We start from the raw sequence: 19,486 nt of genomic DNA, 5'->3' as shown, positions 1-19,486 counted from the left end.
GCTTTGAATCAGAATCTATCCAATAGTGTCCAATGAAAACCAACGGCTCGGCGGACAAATACGCTATCAGATGATCCACGTCGATTGAAGACCCGGTACAAGCTATCGGTCGTGCGGACATCGAGCTTAATCGACAACTTGGAAATAGTTTGCTCTAGCCGTGAATGTCGTTGACGAGGTGTTCATTCTTATGGGGCACCGGTTGTTCTCTAAATCAACCGGGCGCGCCTACCCGCTGCGCCTAATTTCCGACTCGCCCGCTTACGGCCACCTCCCCTCTCGTAATCCACGACCCTGACTTTCGGTCTGCGTCACTGCACGCGGCCGCTCCTTGTTACATCGTCACTTCGAGGATTCGCAATGTACTCACTGCGATCGCGGGCCATTGTTTACCGCCTCATCATCGTGCTCGGCTTGCTGAGCGCGTTACCCAATGTTTTACCCGATTCACTCCAGGACACACTGCCTGCCTGGTACAGCAACTCCACCGTCTCGCTGGGGTGTGATCTCCAGGGCGGTTCTCTTCTCCTGCTGGAGGCCAATGTCCGCGAACTCACCGGTACACATTGCCTAGTCGATGCTCTATTGCCTAGGCCAACGACGAAGCTCAAGGGACTGGCGCAGCTACGCCCAACAGCGGAGGAGATGCGAGAAGAGCTGGATGCGTTGCCCTGTGTAACTTAAGAAGGAACTCAATAAGGACACCCACAGTAGCCGGAACCCCATCCGCATGAAGTGCGGAAAAAGATGAACCTAATTGTGGTTGTTCTGATCAACGTGGCGGCCCAGGAAACAACCCCCGTCGCCCTAGGCACACATGTTCCTGTATTGCGATTCCGGCCAGTAGCTATTCATAGTCCGTCCGATTTGGGGTTAATACCCCGAAGGAGCTTGAATTATATTGCCTCGCACAAGGAATATCAGACCAGTCGGGCCGTTTAGATCGCAATTCGCCGAATATGTCCTATACATAAAGGACACGCCGATTAGTTACTTGAATGTAAAGCCCAAAACGTACAGGCGACGGCCGACTGAACCTGTGACACCACAGTTCACTGACAATGCACTCTGCGCTATTGGCAAACCCCGATACACATTGCTCTAAGGAGACTCGAAATGACCAAGATAGTCATCGCGTCATGCATGAGCGCGCTCAACAATCGAAGCCAAAGTGTCTGGGATGAGGCAAGAGCTCATCAACCGGATTGGCTAGTTCTCAGTGGCGACAATATGTACATGGATTACTGGCCCAATGGGGATCAATCCAAAGGCTGGGGCGCCCAACAATTTGCGGAAGAGATGGAGACACGATACCGGAAGCAATTTTCGCTGGCCTCATTTCGTCGAATCGTCGAGTCCATTCCATCCGGTCAGGTAATTGGCGTATGGGACGACCACGATTTCGCATGGAATAATTGCTATGGAGCGGATCCCTCACACAACATGGAAACCAAAAAGAAGATCTCGACCGCCTATTTTCATCACTATTTTCGCGAACTGAACAAGCGGCCTTTGGCTCCCGAACTACCTCCTTTGCTTATACCCGATATAGATAACCCGCCTGATGGTACGAAAGTAATCTATCGTGCTCTCGATATGCCGGAGATTCGGATCCTACTGTGTGATTGCCGCAGCTGGCGAAGTAAACACCCGAACAACCCTGCCAAAAGTGATCTACTTGGAGCAACTCAGGAAGCCTGGCTTTTCAACGAGCTGAAAAGTCATCCCGGACCTTTCATGCTTATATCTGGATCGACTATGACAGCGAGTAGTGACCAGGCTTGGGACCATTTTTCTGAGTTCTATAAAGATCGCTTCCTGCCAGCTGTACAAGGAAAAATGGTCCTCTTTGTAGCAGGTGACGTCCATGAAAATCGGTTACCTCCACGAAAAGGTAGCGATCCGATCGAAATAGTTTCGTCCGCGTCAGGACTTAGTTTTCCGATCAATAAGAGAGACTTTGGGGTGATCGAACTTGAAGGTGATGCTGGATCAGTTTTCCTATACAAACGAGGTAGAATTGAGTACACCGGTGAACTTAGTCTTGGGACCGGTAGCTATGCTACAACCATGTCTGAGTTTTTGGATGACTCAGCATCACCCGTCAGTATCGGTGACGCAATTGAGCAAAAATCGCAGGCACTGCAAGCCTTGCGGATGATGTAGCTACCGATACGGGGTTGATACTCCGGCAAACGAACTCTTCTCTCTGTGTTGACCCGCAGGGAGAAGCGTTCAATTGTCTAGCTTAAAGACAGCACTACGGCGGAATATTTCCAGCTTAGAGGAAATAGCGGCAGCGTCAGCCAGCCGATACTCCACCCGCTCACCCACCACCGGACACTTGAACGCCAGCAGATAAGCGGTAAGTTGCAGGTCTTCACCATCGCTTTCGCCACTGCCGTACAGCCGATCACCGATGACCGGAAACCCAACCTCAGCAAGATGGCGGCGAATCTGGTGTTTGCGTCCAGTCTCGATGCGCACGTCGAGCTCGGATTGGCCCTCGGCAACTTTCACCAACGAAAACTCGCTGACAGCAGACTTCTCCTCAATCGGCGAATCAACCCGTAACGGTTTCGGCTGCGCTGAAAAATCCCCCGCAACAATCACGCGATAGCGCTTCTCAATCTTACGTTGGCGAAACAGTGCCGACAGCGCCGCGGCTATCGTCTTCGTGTGCGCGACCAGAATCAGGCCGTTCGCCGCACGGTCCAGGCGATGCACGACGAACGCCGGGCGTTCGGGTTGCAGGTGTCGTTCGGCCCAGCGCGTTACCGTGCAGTGATCGCCCCACTTTGACCCTTGCGAGCGCAGCCCGTACGGTTTGTTCCAGACGGAGTACGCGCCGACGTCCGCGACCAGTGTTGGTTCTGGCGGTTGCTCGTCCAGAACTTGCGGGTCGTAGTACAGGTGTACCTCGTCGGCCACACGCAGCTTGCGCGTCGCTCTTCGCAGCCGGCTGGTGTTGCTGCCGCGGGTCAGCCAGACCGCGCCCTTGGTCATCGCCGATTTTATGCGCTGCCGGGATAAGCCAGTCTCGTTCTGGAGCACGTCGATGGCCGTTTGCCCGGCCGTATCGATGACGACGTGAGTTTCGAGAGCTTGAGTAATCTTGTTCATCCGGCAAGATCATACATGGCCAGCCTGTCAACCGATCCTGATTAGCTGCGTTACTCCTACTGCAACTATCATCAGACGCGGCAGTGTCGCACTGCCCCACGTCCGGAGTACCTATGCATACCGATACCGTCATAGCCGCAAACCGCTTCGGTCTCGGCGCGAGACCCGGAGATCTCGCCCGCATCGACGGGAAGCACGAACGCTGGCTCAAGGACCAGCTCGCGGGACCATCACGTCCGGCATCGGTACTTGCAGACCTGCCAACGACGCCGAAAATTCTTGCCGACTTCAATCAGCTGCGTGACGTGCGCAAATCCATACGTGATAGAGACGACGATGCACCCTCCCCTGACATCGTGCGCGAGTACACGCGGATCGTGCGCACCCATTACGTCGCACAGGTCACCGCCCGCTATGCCCACGCCGCCGTGACAGACCTGCCCTTCCACGAACGCCTGGTGCACTTTTGGGGCAATCACTTCGCTGTGCAGGCCAACAAGCAGCCGTTGTCGGCACTCGCTGGCGCGTTCGAGAACGAGGCTATCCGGCCGAACCTCGGTGGGCGTTTTATCGATTTGCTGCTGGCCGTGGAACGCCACCCGGCCATGATCATGAACCTCGATAACCAGCGCTCGATCGGGCCGAACTCCAGCCTGGCAAAACGTGCCAACAGCCGACGCAACAACCGCGAGCTTGGTCTCAACGAAAACCTGGCCCGCGAGATACTCGAGTTGCACACCCTCGGCGTCGACGGCGGTTACACCCAGGGCGATGTCACCGCGTTTGCTCGCGTCCTCACGGGCTGGTCGATTGGCGGCGGTGACCGGCCCGCATTGCGCGAAGGACGTCCCGGTGAGTTCGAGTTTCGCGAGAACATTCACGAACCCGGCACGCAAACAGTACTCGGTCAGCGCTACGCACAAAAGGATGAAGCGCAGGGCGTTGCCGTTTTGCACGACCTGGCAATGCACCGATCCACTGCCCGGCACATCGCCGGCAAACTTGCGCGTCACTTTGTGGCCGACGACCCACCGGCTGCGCTCGTTACGCGCCTGGCTGATACTTACCTTGAATCCGGCGGCGACTTGCCAACCTTGCACGCCGCATTGGTCGATGCACCCGAGGCGTACGCGACTGTGCACGCCAAGTACAAGAGTCCGCATGACTACGTCATCTCTGCCTACCGTGCCTTCGACTACGAACCGGATGACGGCCGCCGCCTCATCGGGTCGCTCGATCTGATGGGCCAGACGCCGTACCGACCCGGTTCACCCGCCGGCTGGCCGGACACGGCCGACGAATGGGGCGGTGCCGATGCTTTGCTGAAACGCATCGAGTGGGCGAATGCCGTAGCCGCTTTATCAGGTGACCGCGTCCAGCCCGTCGCGCTGGGAGAAGCCGCGCTGGGCGTCGGCATGAGCGCCAACACGCGCACCGCCGTCGCCCGCGCCGAAAGCACCTCACAAGGACTGGCGCTGTTACTCGCGTCGCCCGATTTTCAGCGGAGATAAAAATGCCGGACCGACGAGAATTATCAAGACGAGTTGCCGCCACCAAGATGGTCTGCAGCCTCCCTGACCTGACCTTCGCGCGTACCGAAAGCGCCTCACAAAGACTGGCGCTGTTACTGGCATCGCCCGATTTTCAGCGGAGATGAAAATGCTGGACCGACGAGAACTATTAAAGCGTATGGCGGCAACCACTATGGCCTGCAGCCTCCCTGGACTGATTTTCGGGCGCGCCGAAACAGACGCACGTTTTGTGCTGGTCATTCTGCGTGGCGCGATGGACGGTCTCGCATTCGTCCCACCTTACGGCGACAAGGACTATGCCCGCGCGCGCGGAGCGCTTGCGCTTGCGGCACCCGGCACGGACGACGGCGTGTTGAAACTCGACAAGCTGTTCGGCCTGCACCCCTCGTTCAAAACCGTGCACGACATGTACCGCCACGGCGAAGCAACGCTCTTGCACGCGGTTGCCAGCCCCTACCGCGAGCGCTCGCATTTCGACGGCCAGGACGTGCTGGAAAACGGCGCATTAAAGGCAGGCGATCTGCGCGACGGCTGGCTGAACCGCGCATTGGCATCGCTCGGTGGGTCGCTGGACAACGAACGCGCAATCGCCTTGTCACAAAGCACGCCGCTGGTCTTGCGCGGCTCGCAATCCGTCACGAGCTGGGCGCCGTCCGCTATGCCCGATGCCAATGAGGATACCCTCCAACGACTCGCCGACCTGTACGCCGACGATGAGTTTTTCAGCGTGCGCTTGCAGCAGGCACTCGAAGCGCAAGCGATCGCCGGCGACGACAACAGCATGGGCCAGCAACGCGGCAACGATGCCGTTCGATTTGATGCATCGATGCGGCAAGCGGCACGCTTTCTGTCCGCCGCGAACGGACCGCAAATTGCCGTACTGGAATCCGGCGGCTGGGACACGCACGCGAATCAGGGAACGGTTGCAGGAAGTCTGGCCAATCGTTTCAGCGGCCTTGACACGGGCCTCGCAACCTTGAAGAACGAACTCGGCGATACCTGGAAGAACACCGTGGTCGTAGTGGCGACCGAGTTTGGTCGCACCGTTGCGGTTAACGGAACGCGCGGCACGGATCATGGCACCGCAAGTGCAGCTTTGATTGCGGGCGGCTCGGTCCGTGGTGGTCGCGTCATCGCGGACTGGCCGGGCCTCAGTTCACGCGCGCTGTATGAAGGTCGCGATCTCTACCCGACCACCGACCTGCGCAGCCTGTTCAAAGCGGTGCTGACTGAGCACCTCGGTGTGCCCGCTGAGCGCGTGGAAGCGGACGTGTTCCCGAACAGCGCCAGTGCGAAGCCATTGGAGAACCTGCTCAGTTAAAGCAACTGTCCGCTTGGCCACTGGATCGAAACGCTGGTCACTTCAAGGCTGTGCTAACAGAGCGCCTCGACGTATCCGCTGATCGCATGGCAACAAACGGATTCCCCGGCAGTGCCTATGCATACGCTCGGCCAGAACCGCTCGGTTGACGCGGCTGACTAATTTGTTGCCGGGTAGACGCGCTTGCCACTCTGCAGATCCCGCCCCACTACCGTGCTGTCCGTCGTGCCGTAATAAACCGTGCCATCCACCGTTGCCGGCGGGCCGGCAACATCGTCGGCGCTCCAGGTAATGGTTTTGGCGCGGAAATCAATCGCGTGCAACTGGAACGAAGCGCCATCGTTCAGGATCTCGAACAACAACCCGACACCTTCGCTGGCCCGCATGGGCCCGTACAGTATGCCGTCGGTCGCCGTACTCCAGACGGCTTCGCCGGTGTGGCGATTAACACCGTAGAGATGCTGATCCTCTGCAGTTGAGTAATACACAACGTCGTCGACCAGTGCGATGAAATTTCGCGACCCAACGTGCCGCGAATCCGCCGCATCCGGATCAAAACGCCACAGCTGTTCGCCCGTCTTGCGGTGCACCGCGAACAGATTGCCCGCCCAGTCCGAAAAATACACCGCGTCTTCACTCAGGACAGGCACAACTGTGACGTGAGGCACCTGATTCGGTAGCGCAGCACGATTCTTGTCATCGGTGCTGGAACGCCACATCAGTTGGCCCGTGTCGATATCGAAGGCGTACATATGGCCGTCCCATGTACCGATGTAACCCACTCCATCCATGATGGGGATAGTCCACGCCTGCGGTTCTTCGCCTAGCTTGAGTTGCCAGACGGCACGCCCGGTTGCAAGCTCAACGGCATAGACACGAAAATCTTCACTGCTGAAATACGCGATGCCATTGACGACGTTGGGCGTGCCGTTGATGAAGATGTCCCGCACATCCCAGTCAACATCACCCGCCGCAAACACCCAGCGTTGCACGCCACTCTTTTTATCGACCGCACGCAAGCGCCCATCCTGGCTGCCGTACAACACCAGCGAGTCACCGACGTAGGGCGCATGGAATATGGGTCCACCCGCCGTCGCGCGCCAAAGCTCACGCCCACTGCTCATGGTTACAGCGCGCAGAATTCCGCCGGACGTACCCATGTACATGATGCCATCCGCTATCGCGATCTGACCGGGTCTGTCTTCGAAGCGAAACTCGTGCGCGCTTGTTTCGGCCATCGTCTTCGTTGACATATGAGCGTTTGTGGCCATGCAAGACAACAGCGCCATGGCGAACAAGACAGCGCGAAAAACTGATTGAGTAGAAGAACGATACGACATGCTAACCCCCTAGTGACCGATGTCTGTATTTGCTCGATGCCCGCGTATCCGGAAAAGGAACCGCACAGTTAGTCTCGGCCTTTCGGCGACACCATGAAATCGCGTCCAATGACCTGATCACGCGTAATTACACCAGCAACCGATGATTATCGCCAATCACGGAAAGTGCTATCGCCTTGGCGCAGAGTTACTCGCAAGAGAACTGAGGCGGAAAATGATTTGAGTGCTCTGGAAGAATATCTGGACTACTTACGTGACAAGTGACACGTACCTCCGCTCGTAGTCATCTGCAGAAAGGTCTAGCCCTGCCGTAGCGATGCCGACTGCGACCCGGAATGATCCCGAGAACGTGGTGGCGCCATTGAGTCGGTCCGTTTTCGTTGTTGGGCAATTGTATGAATGCCCGTTGATTTGCTCGTGACAGACCCGCATTATCACGGCTGATTGCTGGCCTTGATCGCTCCGAAGCATTGCCTCATGCCGAATTTGCGATAGCCGAAGAAGAAATAGAACAACGCAACTTCAGCCAAGGAAATCGCAATGCAATTGTCTCGAGTTACGCTTCTCTATCTGTACAGAATTACCTTGCTCTTCCTGTTGTCGCCTCTGACGCTCGCGACGCCCGCATCGCCCGATGCCGCAGAACGTATCGACGAGATATTTGCCGAATGGAATTCCGTGCAAAGTCCCGGTTGTGCCATAGGCGTCGAAGTCGACCAACGACGGGTTCTGAGTCGCAGCTACGGGATGTCGGAGCTTGAGCACAACATCCCGATAACTCCAGATACCATCTTCGAAGCTGGCTCAGTCTCCAAACAGTTCACCGCCGCCGCGATTCAGTTGCTCGCAATGGACGGCAAACTGTCGCTCGATGACGATGTACGCGAGTACGTGCCGGAAGTTCCCGTCTACGCCGAGACGATCACGCTGCGGCACATGCTGAACCACACCAGCGGACTGCGCGACTGGGGCAGCGTCGCCTACCTCTCGGGCTGGGGGCGCTACGAGCGCTCGCACACCCATGCGCACGTGCTCGACATCGTCAGCCGTCAGAGCCAACTCAATTTCATGCCCGGTACGGAGTATTCGTACAGCAACACCGGCTACAATCTGCTCGCGATTATCGTTGCTCGCGTCAGCGGCATGTCTTTTGCCGAGTTCAGCAAGCGTCGCATCTTCGAACCATTGGGCATGGATAACACCCAGTGGCGTGACAACTACCGGCGCATTGTTGCCGGGCGGAGTGCCGCGTACGACACGAAGGACGACGGCAGTTTTGTTATCGATCGACCGATCGAGCACGTTTACGGTAATGGCGGGCTTCTGACTACCATTGGCGACCTGCTTATCTGGAATCGCGCGTTGGCCAATGAGCGCCTGGGCGAACCGGGGTTTGTCGAGCGCATGTACACTCAAGGCCGGCTGGCGAACGGCCGACAAATCAATTACGCGTCCGGCGTCAGTATCAGTCCGTTTTACGGTGTGCCGTCGGTGACGCACACCGGCGCAACCTCCGGTTATCGCGCGTTTCTGGGAAGCTACGCGGACGGTGCACTGTCCATTGCCATGTTGTGCAACGCTGGTAATGCCAACCCCGGCGACCTCGGTAGAAAAATCGCCTCGGTGTACCTGGGTGTCGCTGACTCCGACGATTCGCAATCGGCGCAGAAAAGCGCCGCGGTCAGCCGCCGGCAATTGGCCGCCTTGTCCGGTTTGTACCGCGACACGTTTACCGGTGAGCCGGTACGACTGTCGGTAGAGGACGGACAACTGCGCCTAAACAAGGGTCCGAAACTACGGGCCATTTCCGGCACAGAATTCGCGATTGTTTATGGCGACGAGCACCTGGTATTCGATACGAGTAGCGGCAAGCGACCACGGTACACAAGGTTCCTGGACACTTACGCGTTGCGACAATACGAACCGGTCGATAGCGCAACGCCGACCGCGAACGCATTGCAGGCACTCGAGGGTGAGTACTACAGCGCCGACGCGGAAACGACGTTGACCATCGCGTTGCAGAACGGGCAATTGCTTGCACGACGCAGGCCGGACAGCGAATTCATACTGAAGGCTGTATACGAAGACGGCTTCGAGGCTGACGGCCTTGGCTTCGTGCGATTCTACAAAAACGACAATTCGAACCCGGTTGAACTTAGTGTTTATGGTTCGCGGGTCTATGATATGCGTTTTCAGCGGCGTACTGATGTTGATTAGATTCGCCACAAAAGTGCCCGCCATCTGATGATTCAATCAGGGCGGTCGGACCCAACATTTTTTCCAGTGGACCGACTGAGTTGTTCATTTGGGAATTACACGCGACCCACTATTCGCCTCCATTGGCGCTGTGCATACGCAGTACGCGGCCGGGACGAGCACCCGTTGCCGTGCCGTTTTGAAGTACAACAATGCCATTGACTAAAACCGAGTTCATGCCAATTGCGTACTGGTGCGGCTCGGCAAATGTAGTGGTTTCCGCGATAGCCTTATCGTCAAAGACAGCGATATCGGCGATCGCGCCTACTTCGATGCGGCCACGTTCCGCGAGTCCGAGGCGGTCTGCTGGCAATGTTGTCATTTTATGCACGGCCTCGGCCAAGGTCAGAACGGATTCCTCCCGTACGTAGTAACCAAGAACGCGTGCGAATGTGCCATAGTTTCGGGGGTGCGGCGAATTTGAGCCCGGCGCTTCGATGCCGCCGTCCGACGCAATCATCGTTACCGGGTGCTGCATGATGCGGCGTACATCCTGTTCGTCCATAGCATGGTAGACAGCCGCGCAATTGCCAGCATCGACCAGGTCCATAATGAGCTCTGCGGCTGCCTCGAAGCTAACTGATCGTTCCTGCATTCTCAGAACTTCGGCAACATTTCGACCATTAAGGGACGTATCGAATGGACAATTGGCCAGGGTGATGTTGGCAGGATCATTACCACCACGATCAACTTCAATACTGCGCACAATCGCCGCACGAATTTTTGCACGTTCCTCTGCATCTCTGAAACGTTCGCGGAGTTGATCAATGCCGCCATCGAGTGCCCAACGGGGGAAGAGAATATAGAGACTGGTGGACGATGCCGTATAGGGGTATTGGTCAATACTGATATCGACACCGCGCGCCCGCGCCTCATCCACCAGTGCCAATGTCTTCGTTGAACTTCCCCACATCGGTGCACCCACGATCTTGTGATGAGTAATCTGGGCCGGCAGCCCAGCCTCCTCACCGATGTGAATCGTTTCCTGCACGCTATCAAGAACACCGAGGCCCTCGTCGCGCATATGGCTAATATAAATACCACCGTGATTCGCGGTGATACGCGCGAGTGAAACCACTTCATCTGTGGTAGCGAACTTGCCAGGCGCGTAAATAAGTCCGGATGAAAGGCCGAACGCGCCCTGTTCCATGGCCTCGTCTACGAGCTTGCCCATCTGCTCTAACTCAGCGGCACTTGGTGGGCGATCATCGTTACCGACAACGGCGCCACGAACCGCGCTATGTCCAACAAAGGTACCAAAGTTGACCGCTGCAGGCGTTGCCTCAAGCGCTTCGAAAGTGTCTGTCAACGGTAGGGGTGAGTTGCCGTCTTGACCACCAATAACGGTCGTCACCCCTTGAAGGATCAGGTTCTTCGCGTCGGGAAAATTAAAGATTCCTGATTGTCCCATGCTGTCACTCGCGGCATGGCTGTGAATGTCAATGAAGCCCGGCACTACGGTGAGTCCCGCCGCTTCGATACGAGTACTGGCAGCAGCGCCGGTCAGATCGCCGATAGCAGCGATGCGATCACCCGATACGCCAATATCCGTTGTCTGAGGTGCGTCACCGCTGCCGTCGTATACCGTGCCTCCCACAACGATTATGTCGTAGGAGTTCGGCTCGGAACCGCAGGATACGAGCGTGCAGACGGCGGTAAAGAGAGACATAAACAGTGCTGCAGATTTCATTTTCATACGCTTTTAGTTCCGGAGGGATGATTCGACGGCAGTGTCCAGCGGTGGCTGCCGATCACCGATAAAGGGAAGGTAGGTAAAGTCCTTGCCCGTCCTACCCTCAAACTCCGCCTGGATGCGTTCGACAGATGCCGGGGACAGAAACAGCTCAACCGCCGTCAGTGCCAGCACCGTGGCGGCAAGGTGCATCGCCTTCACACCTATCGTGGTATTGCTGGCCGCCGCCGACTGCCAGGTGTGCGCCTTGGTTCCCGGTATCCACGCGGCAGTACGTACCCAGTTGGTTGGCACCGTCCAAGATACATCGCCGACGTCTGAAGAGGCCGGCCAAACCTCCGTCGAGCCGGGCTCAAAAGGCCGTATCGCTGCGGCGGACATTTGCACATCGTCGGCCACACCCGTGCGATCAGGTAACGTTGCCGCCATCGCTTTTGCGAAGGACAGCTCCTCTGGTGTGTAGCTGATACCCGAGAGGCGTTCCAGATGCTTGTAGGAGATTGCCGCCAGTTCGTCGTTCGGCAGGTAGCCGTAGTAACCAGAAACAATTTCGAAATCGACCGTCGTTTCGGTGCCCAACGCAGCACCCTTGGCTGCTTTCTTAATCCGCTCCCAAACCGCCTTCATTTCCTTTGGGTTCGGGTCCCGTGCCGTGTATTTAACTTCCGCGAAATCCGGCACCACATTAGGTGCGCGGTTGGTATTCGTGATCGCGTAATGAACCCGCGTTTTTTCACCAATATGCTCACGCATCATGTTGATCATCATGTTCATTGCTTCAACACCGTCGAGTGCAGACCGGCCGAGCTCTGGCGCAACCGCGGCGTGCGCTGCCTGCCCTCTGAACTGGAAGACACCCGTCATTGACGCCAAATTGGGAATGACCATGGAGGCGTTGAAGCTGTCCGGGTGCCAATTCATCACCGCAGTAACATCTTCGAACAGTCCTTCACGAACCATGTACACCTTGCCACCACCGCCTTCTTCAGCCGGGGTACCGTAAACCCTGACCGTACCCACTTTACCGGCCGCTTGCAGCCAGTCTGCAGTCGCAACTGCCGCCAGTACCGAACCAGTACCGAGCAGATTATGGCCGCAGGCGTGCCCGGCATCCTGGCCGGGTACGAGTTGCCGGTGCGGCACCGCGGCCTGCGACAGACCCGGCAAAGCATCAAATTCCGCCAGAAAACCGATGACGGGTTCACCACTGCCGTAACTCGCCACAAATGCAGTTGGCATACCCGCTACACCGGCCTCAACATCGAAACCGGCTTGCGCCAGACGCTGCTGAAGCAACGCCGAGCTGTGCACTTCATGGAAGCCACGTTCGGCCAAACGCCCGATGTGCATCGCATTATCGGAGTCAATGTGTTGAATTTCTGCTATTCGGGACTCGACGAAGGTTTGCCACGATGGCTCTTCAGCCTGCGATTGCTGCTGCCACGGCAGTGTAGCCAATGGCACCAACAACAAGAGGCGCTGCAATGACTTGACGTGCCGGGCAATAAGCGACTGATTCCGTTGCCCTGCCGCTGAGGAGGCAGACACTCCGGAATCCCGCTGATCTGTTCGCTGTACGCACATAAAAACCTGACCGATGATAGGTACGGATGTCCATAGGACTCTATAGGCGTTCAACGAAACCGTCAATTCTGCACAGGTCAGCCGCTCCGGAACTCGCATCACCGCCCGCGCGATCCCAACACGCATACACATACTCGTTCCGGGCGCTGCCCGGAACACCGTCTTGCATACGCCCACCTCGAAGGCTGGCAGTTCTTCCGGGCCTTCTATATGATCCGGTTGTCTGGACTTCTTATGGAATGGAATGCTAGAAAAATCAATGAGCGGCGCGAGACCATCGAATACGCAAGCACTAGGCAAACACAGAAGAAGCTGCGCCGCAGTCGCGCTCGCTGCACTGCTTGCTTTCGGCGCGGTGTTCGCAGCGCCCGCTACTGGCCCCAAACCATCACTGCTGCGCATCAGCATCGATACGGGGCCGAATCACGTTCGCACAATTCTGGTCAGACAATTCGCAGATAACCTCGCCGAGCGACTTCCCGGTCGGTTCGATATCCGGATCTACGATTCCGGGCAACTCTACAACGACCGCGACGTCGTAAAAGCACTGCTTTGGGGCGACATGGAAATGGCGTTGCCTACGACGCTGTATCTTGCGCGCTTCGAACCGGCCGCCAACATCACCTCACTGCCCATGTTCTACGGCCAGCCACCCGCGGTCATTCATAGTGTTCTGGACGGCGAGCTTGGGCTCGCCGTAGCTGAACAGGTAGAAAAGCACCTTGCTCTTAAAGTGCTGATCCCGAATCTTGATCTGGGTTACGTCAATGTTTTCTCCACCGAGAAACCACTGCAGCATGCCAATGACGTAGCCGCGTTGAAAGTGCGTGTCCCCGGCGGCATCGGCAATATCAAGCGCCTGCATCTGCAGGACGCGTTTCCAATATCCATTCCATGGTCGGATGTTCCTATAGGCCTATCCCAAGGCAATATTGATGCGGTGGCGACAACCTTTGAGACCTTGCAAAGTGGATCGTTGTGGGAAGTCGGCATACGTTTTGGCTTCGAAGAACGCGGCATGTTTCTCCAGTACGTACCGATGCTAGCTCTACCGTTCTGGGACAAGCTCGACGAGGCCACTCGCGAGGTGTTCACAAATGTTTGGCGTGACTCTATGGATGCGGCAAGAGTCTTTGCGCGCGAGCGACAAGAGCTGGCCAGAGAGGCTGCAATCAGCAATGGCATTAGTGTCGTGACCCCTACCAACGAAGAGGCAATCGCCGAACGCCACAGACTCGAGAATCACCATGAAGAGTTCGTCCGCGAATTAGGTATTCCACCACATATTGTTGCGATCGCCAGGCGGCACATGGCCGAAAGCAATTCACCCAATGCAGTGTCCAACAATGAATAATCCATCGCGCCTTGAGCAAACAGGAATCGGCGTCATCGGCCTGGTCGCTATCCTGCTTACCTGTTACTCAACGTTCGCACGTTATTTCTTCCCCTCCATCGCCCCGGATTGGGGTGAAGAGCTGGTCGTTTATCTCAGTGTCTGGGGTTTGTGGTTGGCCGCCGGTAGCCTGGCTCGGCGGGACGCACACGTCCGCGCGGAATTCATCGTTCACCTGTTCAGTGCGCGCGCACAGGTTGCACTGCAAGCCATACACGCCTCGCTTGGCGTCGCCTTTACTGCCGCGATGGCATACGGCGGATTACAAGTTGTTCTGTTGTCACTCGAAACCGGCGAACGTAGTGCCAGCACCCTGGCCACACCACTGGTAATTTATTACAGCGGAATGTTTGTTGGCATGTGTCTGATGCTGACAGCGTATGTCTCTCGCCTGTACGCCACCGTGCAACAGATGATTTCCGCTGACCAACAGGAAGTGAGCTCAACATGATTATCATGCTGAGCATATTGATGCTCATTCTGGCGTCAGGCACAGCCGTGTTTCTTGCCCTTGGCATTACTGCCACGTCATTGCTGGTGGCTGATGGGCACGTGTTGGGTGGCATCGCCCAGATTCTGTCCGACCGGCTGAACTCAACAACTCTGACCGCTATCCCGTTTTTTGTGACCGCCGCAACGCTGATGCAGCGTGGCGGAATGGCCTCCGCATTGGTCATCGCAGCGCAGGCCTGGGTAAGCGGTTTCAAGGGTGGACTTGCTATCATTGCGATTGTCGCCGCCGCCCTGTTCGCATCCGTCTCAGGCTCATCGACCGCAACCGCTCTCGCGCTCGGCACCATACTGTTGCCGGCAATGGCGCAAAACGGTTACACACCGCGCTTTAATGCCGGCCTCGTCGGCGCCTCGGCAACACTGGGCATCCTGCTCCCGCCCAGCCTTGCACTGATTATTTATGGCCTCGTTGCCGAGATTGCGATTCCGAAACTGTTTCTGGCCGGCCTGATACCGGCGATGATTCAGGCGACTTTATTCGTCGGCTGGGTCTTGTTCACCACTCGCAGCATGCCGCTTGTTTCCACCGCCTCGGAATACAGCCTGCGACAAAAACTAAAGCTCAGCCTGAAAGTTGTGCCTGCACTGCTGGTCCCGTTCGTGGCACTGGGTGGCATTTATTCGGGGATCGTTACGCTTAGCGAGGCCTCCGCGATGGCGGCATTGGTCGCCGTACTTGTTTGCTTCTTCAGTAAGTCATGCAGCAATCGCCAAATTATCGGCTGGATAGGCGATGGCTTCATGGCCTCGACCGTGATCCTGATTCTGGTCGGCATGGCCAGTCTGCTCAGCCACTGGATCATACTGTCCGGCGTTTCCGACCGGCTGATCGCGTTTTTGCAAGACGCTAACGTGACACCACTGCAATTTCTCCTTACGATGAATCTCGTCATGTTCGCACTGGGCATGTTCCTCGAGATCATATCGACCATCCTAATTACCGCCCCGATCGTGCTGCCACTGCTGGGCCCACTCGGTATCAACCCGATTCATTACGGCATCGTCGTGATCGTCAACATGGAAATGGCCGCGCTTACACCACCGGTCGGACTTAACCTCTATGTCATGAAGAGCATTTCGAAGTTGCATCTCGCGGACGTGTTGCGAGGGTTCCTTCCGTTCGTAGCGTTACTTGCGATCTTACTGGTGCTGGTTACGTTGGTGCCCGCACTGTCGTTGTGGCTGCCGTCCCTCTGGTAGTAACCGATAAACAGGTAGTCGCTCGATTCAGCACCGCGCGTAATGAAGTTCCAAATGCAATTACTGTCGGCAAACTATTGTTCAACTAAGCAGGTGCGCATGACCATGAATAGCGGCTTCTGTACCAAATTACTTGTGCTGGGGAGCCTGTTCTTCCTGTTGCCTGTAACCACGCTGGCCGCCCAGTTTGACCTGGTGATTCGGAATGGAAGAGTCATTGATCCTGAGAGCGGGCTGGATGCTGTCATGAATATTGGCGTTACTGCCGGCCGTATCGCGAATGTTACGAGCGACGACATTTCCGGCAGCTCGGAAATCAACGCAACCGGACTCGTCGTCTCACCCGGCTTTATCGACCTGCATAGTCATGCGCAAAATATTTACGGCCAGACGTACCAGGTAATGGATGGAGTAACCACTGCCCTGGAACTGGAAGTCGGCACCCAACTCGCACCATTCTCCGAAATACTTGCACAACGGGCCGGCAAATCGCTGATCAATTATGGCTATTCCGCGGGTTATCGTGACATCCGCTTTCTCGTCAAAGTGAATACTCGATTTCAGACGTCGAGCGGGGACTTCCGTCGCGGCTTTCATGACCAAGCGTCGCCGCAGGAAGTTGAACGCATCCTGGCGATGGTCGAAGCCGAACTAGATGAAGGTGCGATGGGCATCGGAATTCCACTCGACTACCTTTCGCTGGGCGTCAGTAATTTCGAGCTGGAAAGCCTCTTTCAACTTGCGAAAAAACACGACGTTCCATTGTTCATTCATATGCGTATGTCCGAGGACCCCACGGATCCGCTTGGAATGGTTGAATTGATTGCCATGACACGTAAAACCGGCGCGAGTCTACATATTGTGCATCTCGTCAGTTCCGCACTTAGCCGAACGAATTCCTATCTGCAAATGATCGATAATGCGCGCGAGCAAGGCCTCGATGTTACAACGGAGGTGTATCCGTACACCGCCGCATCCGCGTCCATCAATTCCGGCATTTTTGACCACGACTGGAAGAAGACCTGGAGTATTTCTTACCCCGACATAGAGTGGCCACCATCAGGCAAGAGATTCACTGGCAAAAAAATGTGGGATGACTACCGACAGCAATACCCGGACGGTGTCGTAATCATGCACTCCATGCAGGAGGAGTGGATCGAGTCAGCTCTTGGCCGGCCAGGCACAATCATCGGATCGGATGCGATGCGCCTCAAGATTCTCGATGACCGGCAGCACCCGCGCGGAATGGGGACGTTCTCTCGGGTACTGGGACACTACGTTCGCAAGAAAGGAACGATTGGCCTGACCGATGCCATTGCGCGCATGACCTACCTGCCCGCAAAACGCTTACAAAGCTTCACCCCTGCGTTTCGATACAAGGGACGACTTACCCAAGGCGCGGATGCCGATATAACAATCTTCGACGCCGATACAATCCGAGATGTTGCGACGTTCGAGGAACCCAATCGCTATTCAGAGGGCATTCGGTACGTGATTGTCGACGGCAAACTGGTTGTAGACAACGGTCAACTCCAGGGCGGCGTATTCCCGGGCGAGCCAATTACAACTGCCACCCGGACCATAGAATCACGCGAGGCGGAATGAATTATTGGCCGAGCCCGTAAAGGAGCGCTTGCACAATGTTCCGATGGTTACTGATCACCCTGCCCTTTTTGTTGCCAAGCCCGGCGCGCTCTGAGTCTCTGGACAGCCAGAAGATAGATTCGATCTTTGCTCCCTGGGCGACCCTTGCAACACCCGGTTGCTCAATAGGCGTCGAAGAGAACGGTGTATCGCGGTTCGCTCGCGCCTACGGTGCTGCGGATCTCGAGCACAATGTTCCCAATAACGTATCGTCGATATTTGAAATCGGCTCGGTATCCAAGCAGTTTGCCGCTGTAGCTGTATTGTTGCTGGCCAGAGACGGCAAGCTATCCTTGACAGATGACGTCCGCAAATACATTCCCGAGCTGCCGCAGTACGGCACACCAATCACTATTGATCACTTGTTGACCCATACCAGCGGCTTGAGAGACTGGGGTTTCTTATTTGAGGTAGCTGGCTGGGGACGCACTAACATAGTAACTAACAATGCAGACGCGCTGGAAATCATTGCGCGGCAACGCAGTCTTAACTACAGGCCTGGCGACGAGTATGGCTACACAAACTCTGGGTATGTCCTCGCTGCAATCATCGTGGAACGCGTAAGTGGGCAAACATTGCAGGACTTTTCCGCGGAGAATATTTTTGCCAACGCCGGAATGACCTCCACGCAATGGCGTGATGATTTCCGGCGGGTTGTAAAAGGCCAGTCCATTGCCTACATGCACACTGACAGCGGCTACGTGCAAACAATGCCGTTTGAAAATGTCTACGGACCTGGTGGACTGCTAACGACTATCGCCGACATGTTGAAATGGAATAGCGCGCTTAGTCAAAGGCTCTATGGCGAGTACGTCGCCACTGAGCTGGAACACCGGCCGGTTCTGAACAATGGCAAGATTTCCCGCTACGCCCGTGGCGTTCGGCTACAGCAAAACGACGGCTACAGCGAAATTTCCCACAGCGGTGGAACTGGCGCTTATCGAGCGTGGCTTGCACGCTTCCCGCAGCGAGGCCTCTCAATTGCGGTAGCTTGCAATGCAGGGGATCCTGACTACACCTACGGTGGCGACTACTTCGGCTACAAAATAGCCGATCTTTTCCTGCCGGCGAGCATAGCGACCACGAAATTCAGACTGGTCGCGAAGGCCGCCACTGACCCGGGTTTGTTTGCCAGTGAAGCCACCGGCTTGCCGCTGGTTCTGGCACGCCAGGACGGCTCGTTAAAATTGGCTGGCAAGCCATTACACGCGTACGAGTCCGGCCGCATAACACTTCCCGCTGGCGATCATGTGCTCTTTGAGAATAGGGACCGATTGCGGATCGAAACCGTTGACGGAAATATTGAATCGTACAATCGTGTCACCCCCTTGGCGTTCGAAGATGTCGTCTTCGAAGATTTTCCCGGCCGCTATTACAGCGACGAAGTTGATGCGACTTACATAATTCGTAGAGACGAGAATGGGCTTGTGCTCAACATAGCACGACGTCCTGGCATTCAGATCCCGATCCGAGCCGTGTACAGGGATACCTTTATATACGATACCCGGCTCGGTAAGAATACGGCATTGGTGCGGTTTGTCCGTGACGCACGAGACCGGGTGACAGGATTTGAACTTGGTTGGAACAAACGCATACGGAACTTGCGATTCGAGAAAACCAGTTGAGTGGGCTGCCATTGTTACGGACGGACAATTGGGCATCGAGCCTCGAGGTTTACTGACTCGAAACTCCAGCGACCATTCATTTCATCGTTGCAGCGATCTCCCTGCCAGAGGCGAAACACGCAATGCCGCTGAAGGAACCAAGTCTTGGCGCCGGCCCGTAGCGGCAAGTCCAGCCTCATTGATCACACCGAACTCTTCACGTTACGATAGCGTTCGATAGTATCAATTCGCCTAAGGCATCTGTCGCGCAAGAACTAACACT

The 19,486-nt window shown here is 56.2% G+C and carries 14 protein-coding genes; 10 read left to right on the top strand and 4 right to left on the bottom strand.

All coding sequences use genetic code 11. The features are described 5' to 3' along the window. The first annotated feature begins 360 nt into the window (after nucleotides 1-360). Both AC0L8N_RS14680 and AC0L8N_RS14675 read left to right on the top strand, forming a co-directional pair. Nucleotides 361-684 carry a hypothetical protein gene (locus tag AC0L8N_RS14680; protein WP_473668483.1) on the top strand — a complete coding sequence of 108 codons (324 nt, stop codon included), beginning with the start codon at nucleotides 361-363 and terminating at the stop codon, nucleotides 682-684. Between the two features lie 432 nt (nucleotides 685-1,116). Beyond that, the gene (locus tag AC0L8N_RS14675) at nucleotides 1,117-2,166 is read left to right on the top strand and encodes an alkaline phosphatase D family protein (protein ID WP_473668481.1); all 1,050 of its coding nucleotides are present in this window, start codon (nucleotides 1,117-1,119) and stop codon (nucleotides 2,164-2,166) included. A gap of 69 nt (nucleotides 2,167-2,235) precedes the next feature. Here AC0L8N_RS14675 and AC0L8N_RS14670 read toward each other — a convergent pair whose 3' ends face one another. After that, on the bottom strand, nucleotides 2,236-3,123 hold the full coding sequence (locus tag AC0L8N_RS14670) for an RluA family pseudouridine synthase (protein ID WP_473668479.1): 888 nt from the start codon (nucleotides 3,121-3,123) through the stop codon (nucleotides 2,236-2,238). A 113-nt stretch (nucleotides 3,124-3,236) separates the two neighbouring features. Between AC0L8N_RS14670 and AC0L8N_RS14665 the strand changes: the two genes are divergently transcribed. Then, nucleotides 3,237-4,634, top strand: coding sequence for a DUF1800 domain-containing protein (locus AC0L8N_RS14665; RefSeq protein WP_473668477.1), 1,398 nt, complete (start codon nucleotides 3,237-3,239; stop codon nucleotides 4,632-4,634). Between the two features lie 148 nt (nucleotides 4,635-4,782). Then, a complete protein-coding gene (locus AC0L8N_RS14660) occupies nucleotides 4,783-5,976 on the top strand; it encodes a DUF1501 domain-containing protein (protein ID WP_473668475.1) in 1,194 nt (397 codons plus the stop codon). Between the two features lie 158 nt (nucleotides 5,977-6,134). On the opposite strand, the gene AC0L8N_RS14655 is transcribed toward AC0L8N_RS14660, so the two are convergent. Further along, nucleotides 6,135-7,229, bottom strand: a complete 1,095-nt coding sequence (locus tag AC0L8N_RS14655; RefSeq protein ID WP_473668473.1) for an outer membrane protein assembly factor BamB family protein — start codon at nucleotides 7,227-7,229, stop codon at nucleotides 6,135-6,137. A gap of 627 nt (nucleotides 7,230-7,856) precedes the next feature. On the opposite strand from AC0L8N_RS14655, the gene AC0L8N_RS14650 reads away from it, so the two are divergent. Further along, nucleotides 7,857-9,533 (top strand): serine hydrolase domain-containing protein, encoded by a 1,677-nt coding sequence (locus AC0L8N_RS14650; RefSeq protein ID WP_473668471.1) that lies wholly within the window; start codon nucleotides 7,857-7,859, stop codon nucleotides 9,531-9,533. A 109-nt stretch (nucleotides 9,534-9,642) separates the two neighbouring features. Here the strand turns inward: AC0L8N_RS14650 and AC0L8N_RS14645 are convergent, their stop codons facing one another. Together AC0L8N_RS14645 and AC0L8N_RS14640 are read right to left on the bottom strand one after the other, a co-directional pair. Further along, complete coding sequence (locus AC0L8N_RS14645; protein WP_473668469.1) at nucleotides 9,643-11,262, bottom strand: N-acyl-D-amino-acid deacylase family protein; 1,620 nt, start codon at nucleotides 11,260-11,262, stop codon at nucleotides 9,643-9,645. A 12-nt stretch (nucleotides 11,263-11,274) separates the two neighbouring features. Further along, the gene (locus AC0L8N_RS14640; protein WP_473668467.1) at nucleotides 11,275-12,813 is read right to left on the bottom strand and encodes an amidohydrolase; all 1,539 of its coding nucleotides are present in this window, start codon (nucleotides 12,811-12,813) and stop codon (nucleotides 11,275-11,277) included. Nucleotides 12,814-13,108: 295 nt separating this feature from the next. Between AC0L8N_RS14640 and dctP the strand changes: the two genes are divergently transcribed. From dctP to AC0L8N_RS14615, 5 genes are all read left to right on the top strand, one after another. Then, complete coding sequence (gene dctP / locus AC0L8N_RS14635; protein WP_473668465.1) at nucleotides 13,109-14,203, top strand: TRAP transporter substrate-binding protein DctP; 1,095 nt, start codon at nucleotides 13,109-13,111, stop codon at nucleotides 14,201-14,203. Beyond that, nucleotides 14,196-14,693 (top strand): TRAP transporter small permease, encoded by a 498-nt coding sequence (locus tag AC0L8N_RS14630; protein WP_473668463.1) that lies wholly within the window; start codon nucleotides 14,196-14,198, stop codon nucleotides 14,691-14,693. Before dctP ends, AC0L8N_RS14630 begins: the two co-directional genes overlap by 8 nt. Beyond that, entirely contained in the window at nucleotides 14,690-15,955 is a 1,266-nt protein-coding gene (locus AC0L8N_RS14625) for a TRAP transporter large permease (RefSeq protein ID WP_473668461.1), read from the top strand. The genes AC0L8N_RS14630 and AC0L8N_RS14625 overlap by 4 nt, the downstream gene beginning before the upstream one ends. Nucleotides 15,956-16,054: 99 nt before the next feature. After that, nucleotides 16,055-17,560, top strand: a complete 1,506-nt coding sequence (locus AC0L8N_RS14620; protein ID WP_473668459.1) for an amidohydrolase family protein — start codon at nucleotides 16,055-16,057, stop codon at nucleotides 17,558-17,560. A 35-nt stretch (nucleotides 17,561-17,595) separates the two neighbouring features. After that, nucleotides 17,596-19,224 carry a serine hydrolase domain-containing protein gene (locus AC0L8N_RS14615; protein ID WP_473668457.1) on the top strand — a complete coding sequence of 543 codons (1,629 nt, stop codon included), beginning with the start codon at nucleotides 17,596-17,598 and terminating at the stop codon, nucleotides 19,222-19,224. Nucleotides 19,225-19,486: the final 262 nt, after the last annotated feature.

The organism is Woeseia sp. D3-10, from assembly GCF_055809415.1.
This window is presented reverse-complemented; position numbering and strand designations above follow the sequence as displayed.

Excerpts from the sequence above, each read along its gene's own strand:
- AC0L8N_RS14625 (WP_473668461.1), top strand. The coding sequence starts at position 14,690 with ATGATTATCATGCTGAGCATATTGATGCTCATTCTGGCGTCAGGCACA.
- AC0L8N_RS14680 (WP_473668483.1), top strand. The coding sequence starts at position 361 with ATGTACTCACTGCGATCGCGGGCCATTGTTTACCGCCTCATCATCGTG.
- AC0L8N_RS14665 (WP_473668477.1), top strand. The coding sequence starts at position 3,237 with ATGCATACCGATACCGTCATAGCCGCAAACCGCTTCGGTCTCGGCGCG.
- AC0L8N_RS14615 (WP_473668457.1), top strand. The coding sequence starts at position 17,596 with ATGTTCCGATGGTTACTGATCACCCTGCCCTTTTTGTTGCCAAGCCCG.
- AC0L8N_RS14670 (WP_473668479.1), bottom strand. The coding sequence starts at position 3,123 with ATGAACAAGATTACTCAAGCTCTCGAAACTCACGTCGTCATCGATACG.
- dctP (WP_473668465.1), top strand. The coding sequence starts at position 13,109 with ATGAGCGGCGCGAGACCATCGAATACGCAAGCACTAGGCAAACACAGA.
- AC0L8N_RS14630 (WP_473668463.1), top strand. The coding sequence starts at position 14,196 with ATGAATAATCCATCGCGCCTTGAGCAAACAGGAATCGGCGTCATCGGC.
- AC0L8N_RS14650 (WP_473668471.1), top strand. The coding sequence starts at position 7,857 with ATGCAATTGTCTCGAGTTACGCTTCTCTATCTGTACAGAATTACCTTG.
- AC0L8N_RS14645 (WP_473668469.1), bottom strand. The coding sequence starts at position 11,262 with ATGAAATCTGCAGCACTGTTTATGTCTCTCTTTACCGCCGTCTGCACG.
- AC0L8N_RS14655 (WP_473668473.1), bottom strand. The coding sequence starts at position 7,229 with ATGTCAACGAAGACGATGGCCGAAACAAGCGCGCACGAGTTTCGCTTC.
- AC0L8N_RS14620 (WP_473668459.1), top strand. The coding sequence starts at position 16,055 with ATGACCATGAATAGCGGCTTCTGTACCAAATTACTTGTGCTGGGGAGC.
- AC0L8N_RS14675 (WP_473668481.1), top strand. The coding sequence starts at position 1,117 with ATGACCAAGATAGTCATCGCGTCATGCATGAGCGCGCTCAACAATCGA.
- AC0L8N_RS14660 (WP_473668475.1), top strand. The coding sequence starts at position 4,783 with ATGCTGGACCGACGAGAACTATTAAAGCGTATGGCGGCAACCACTATG.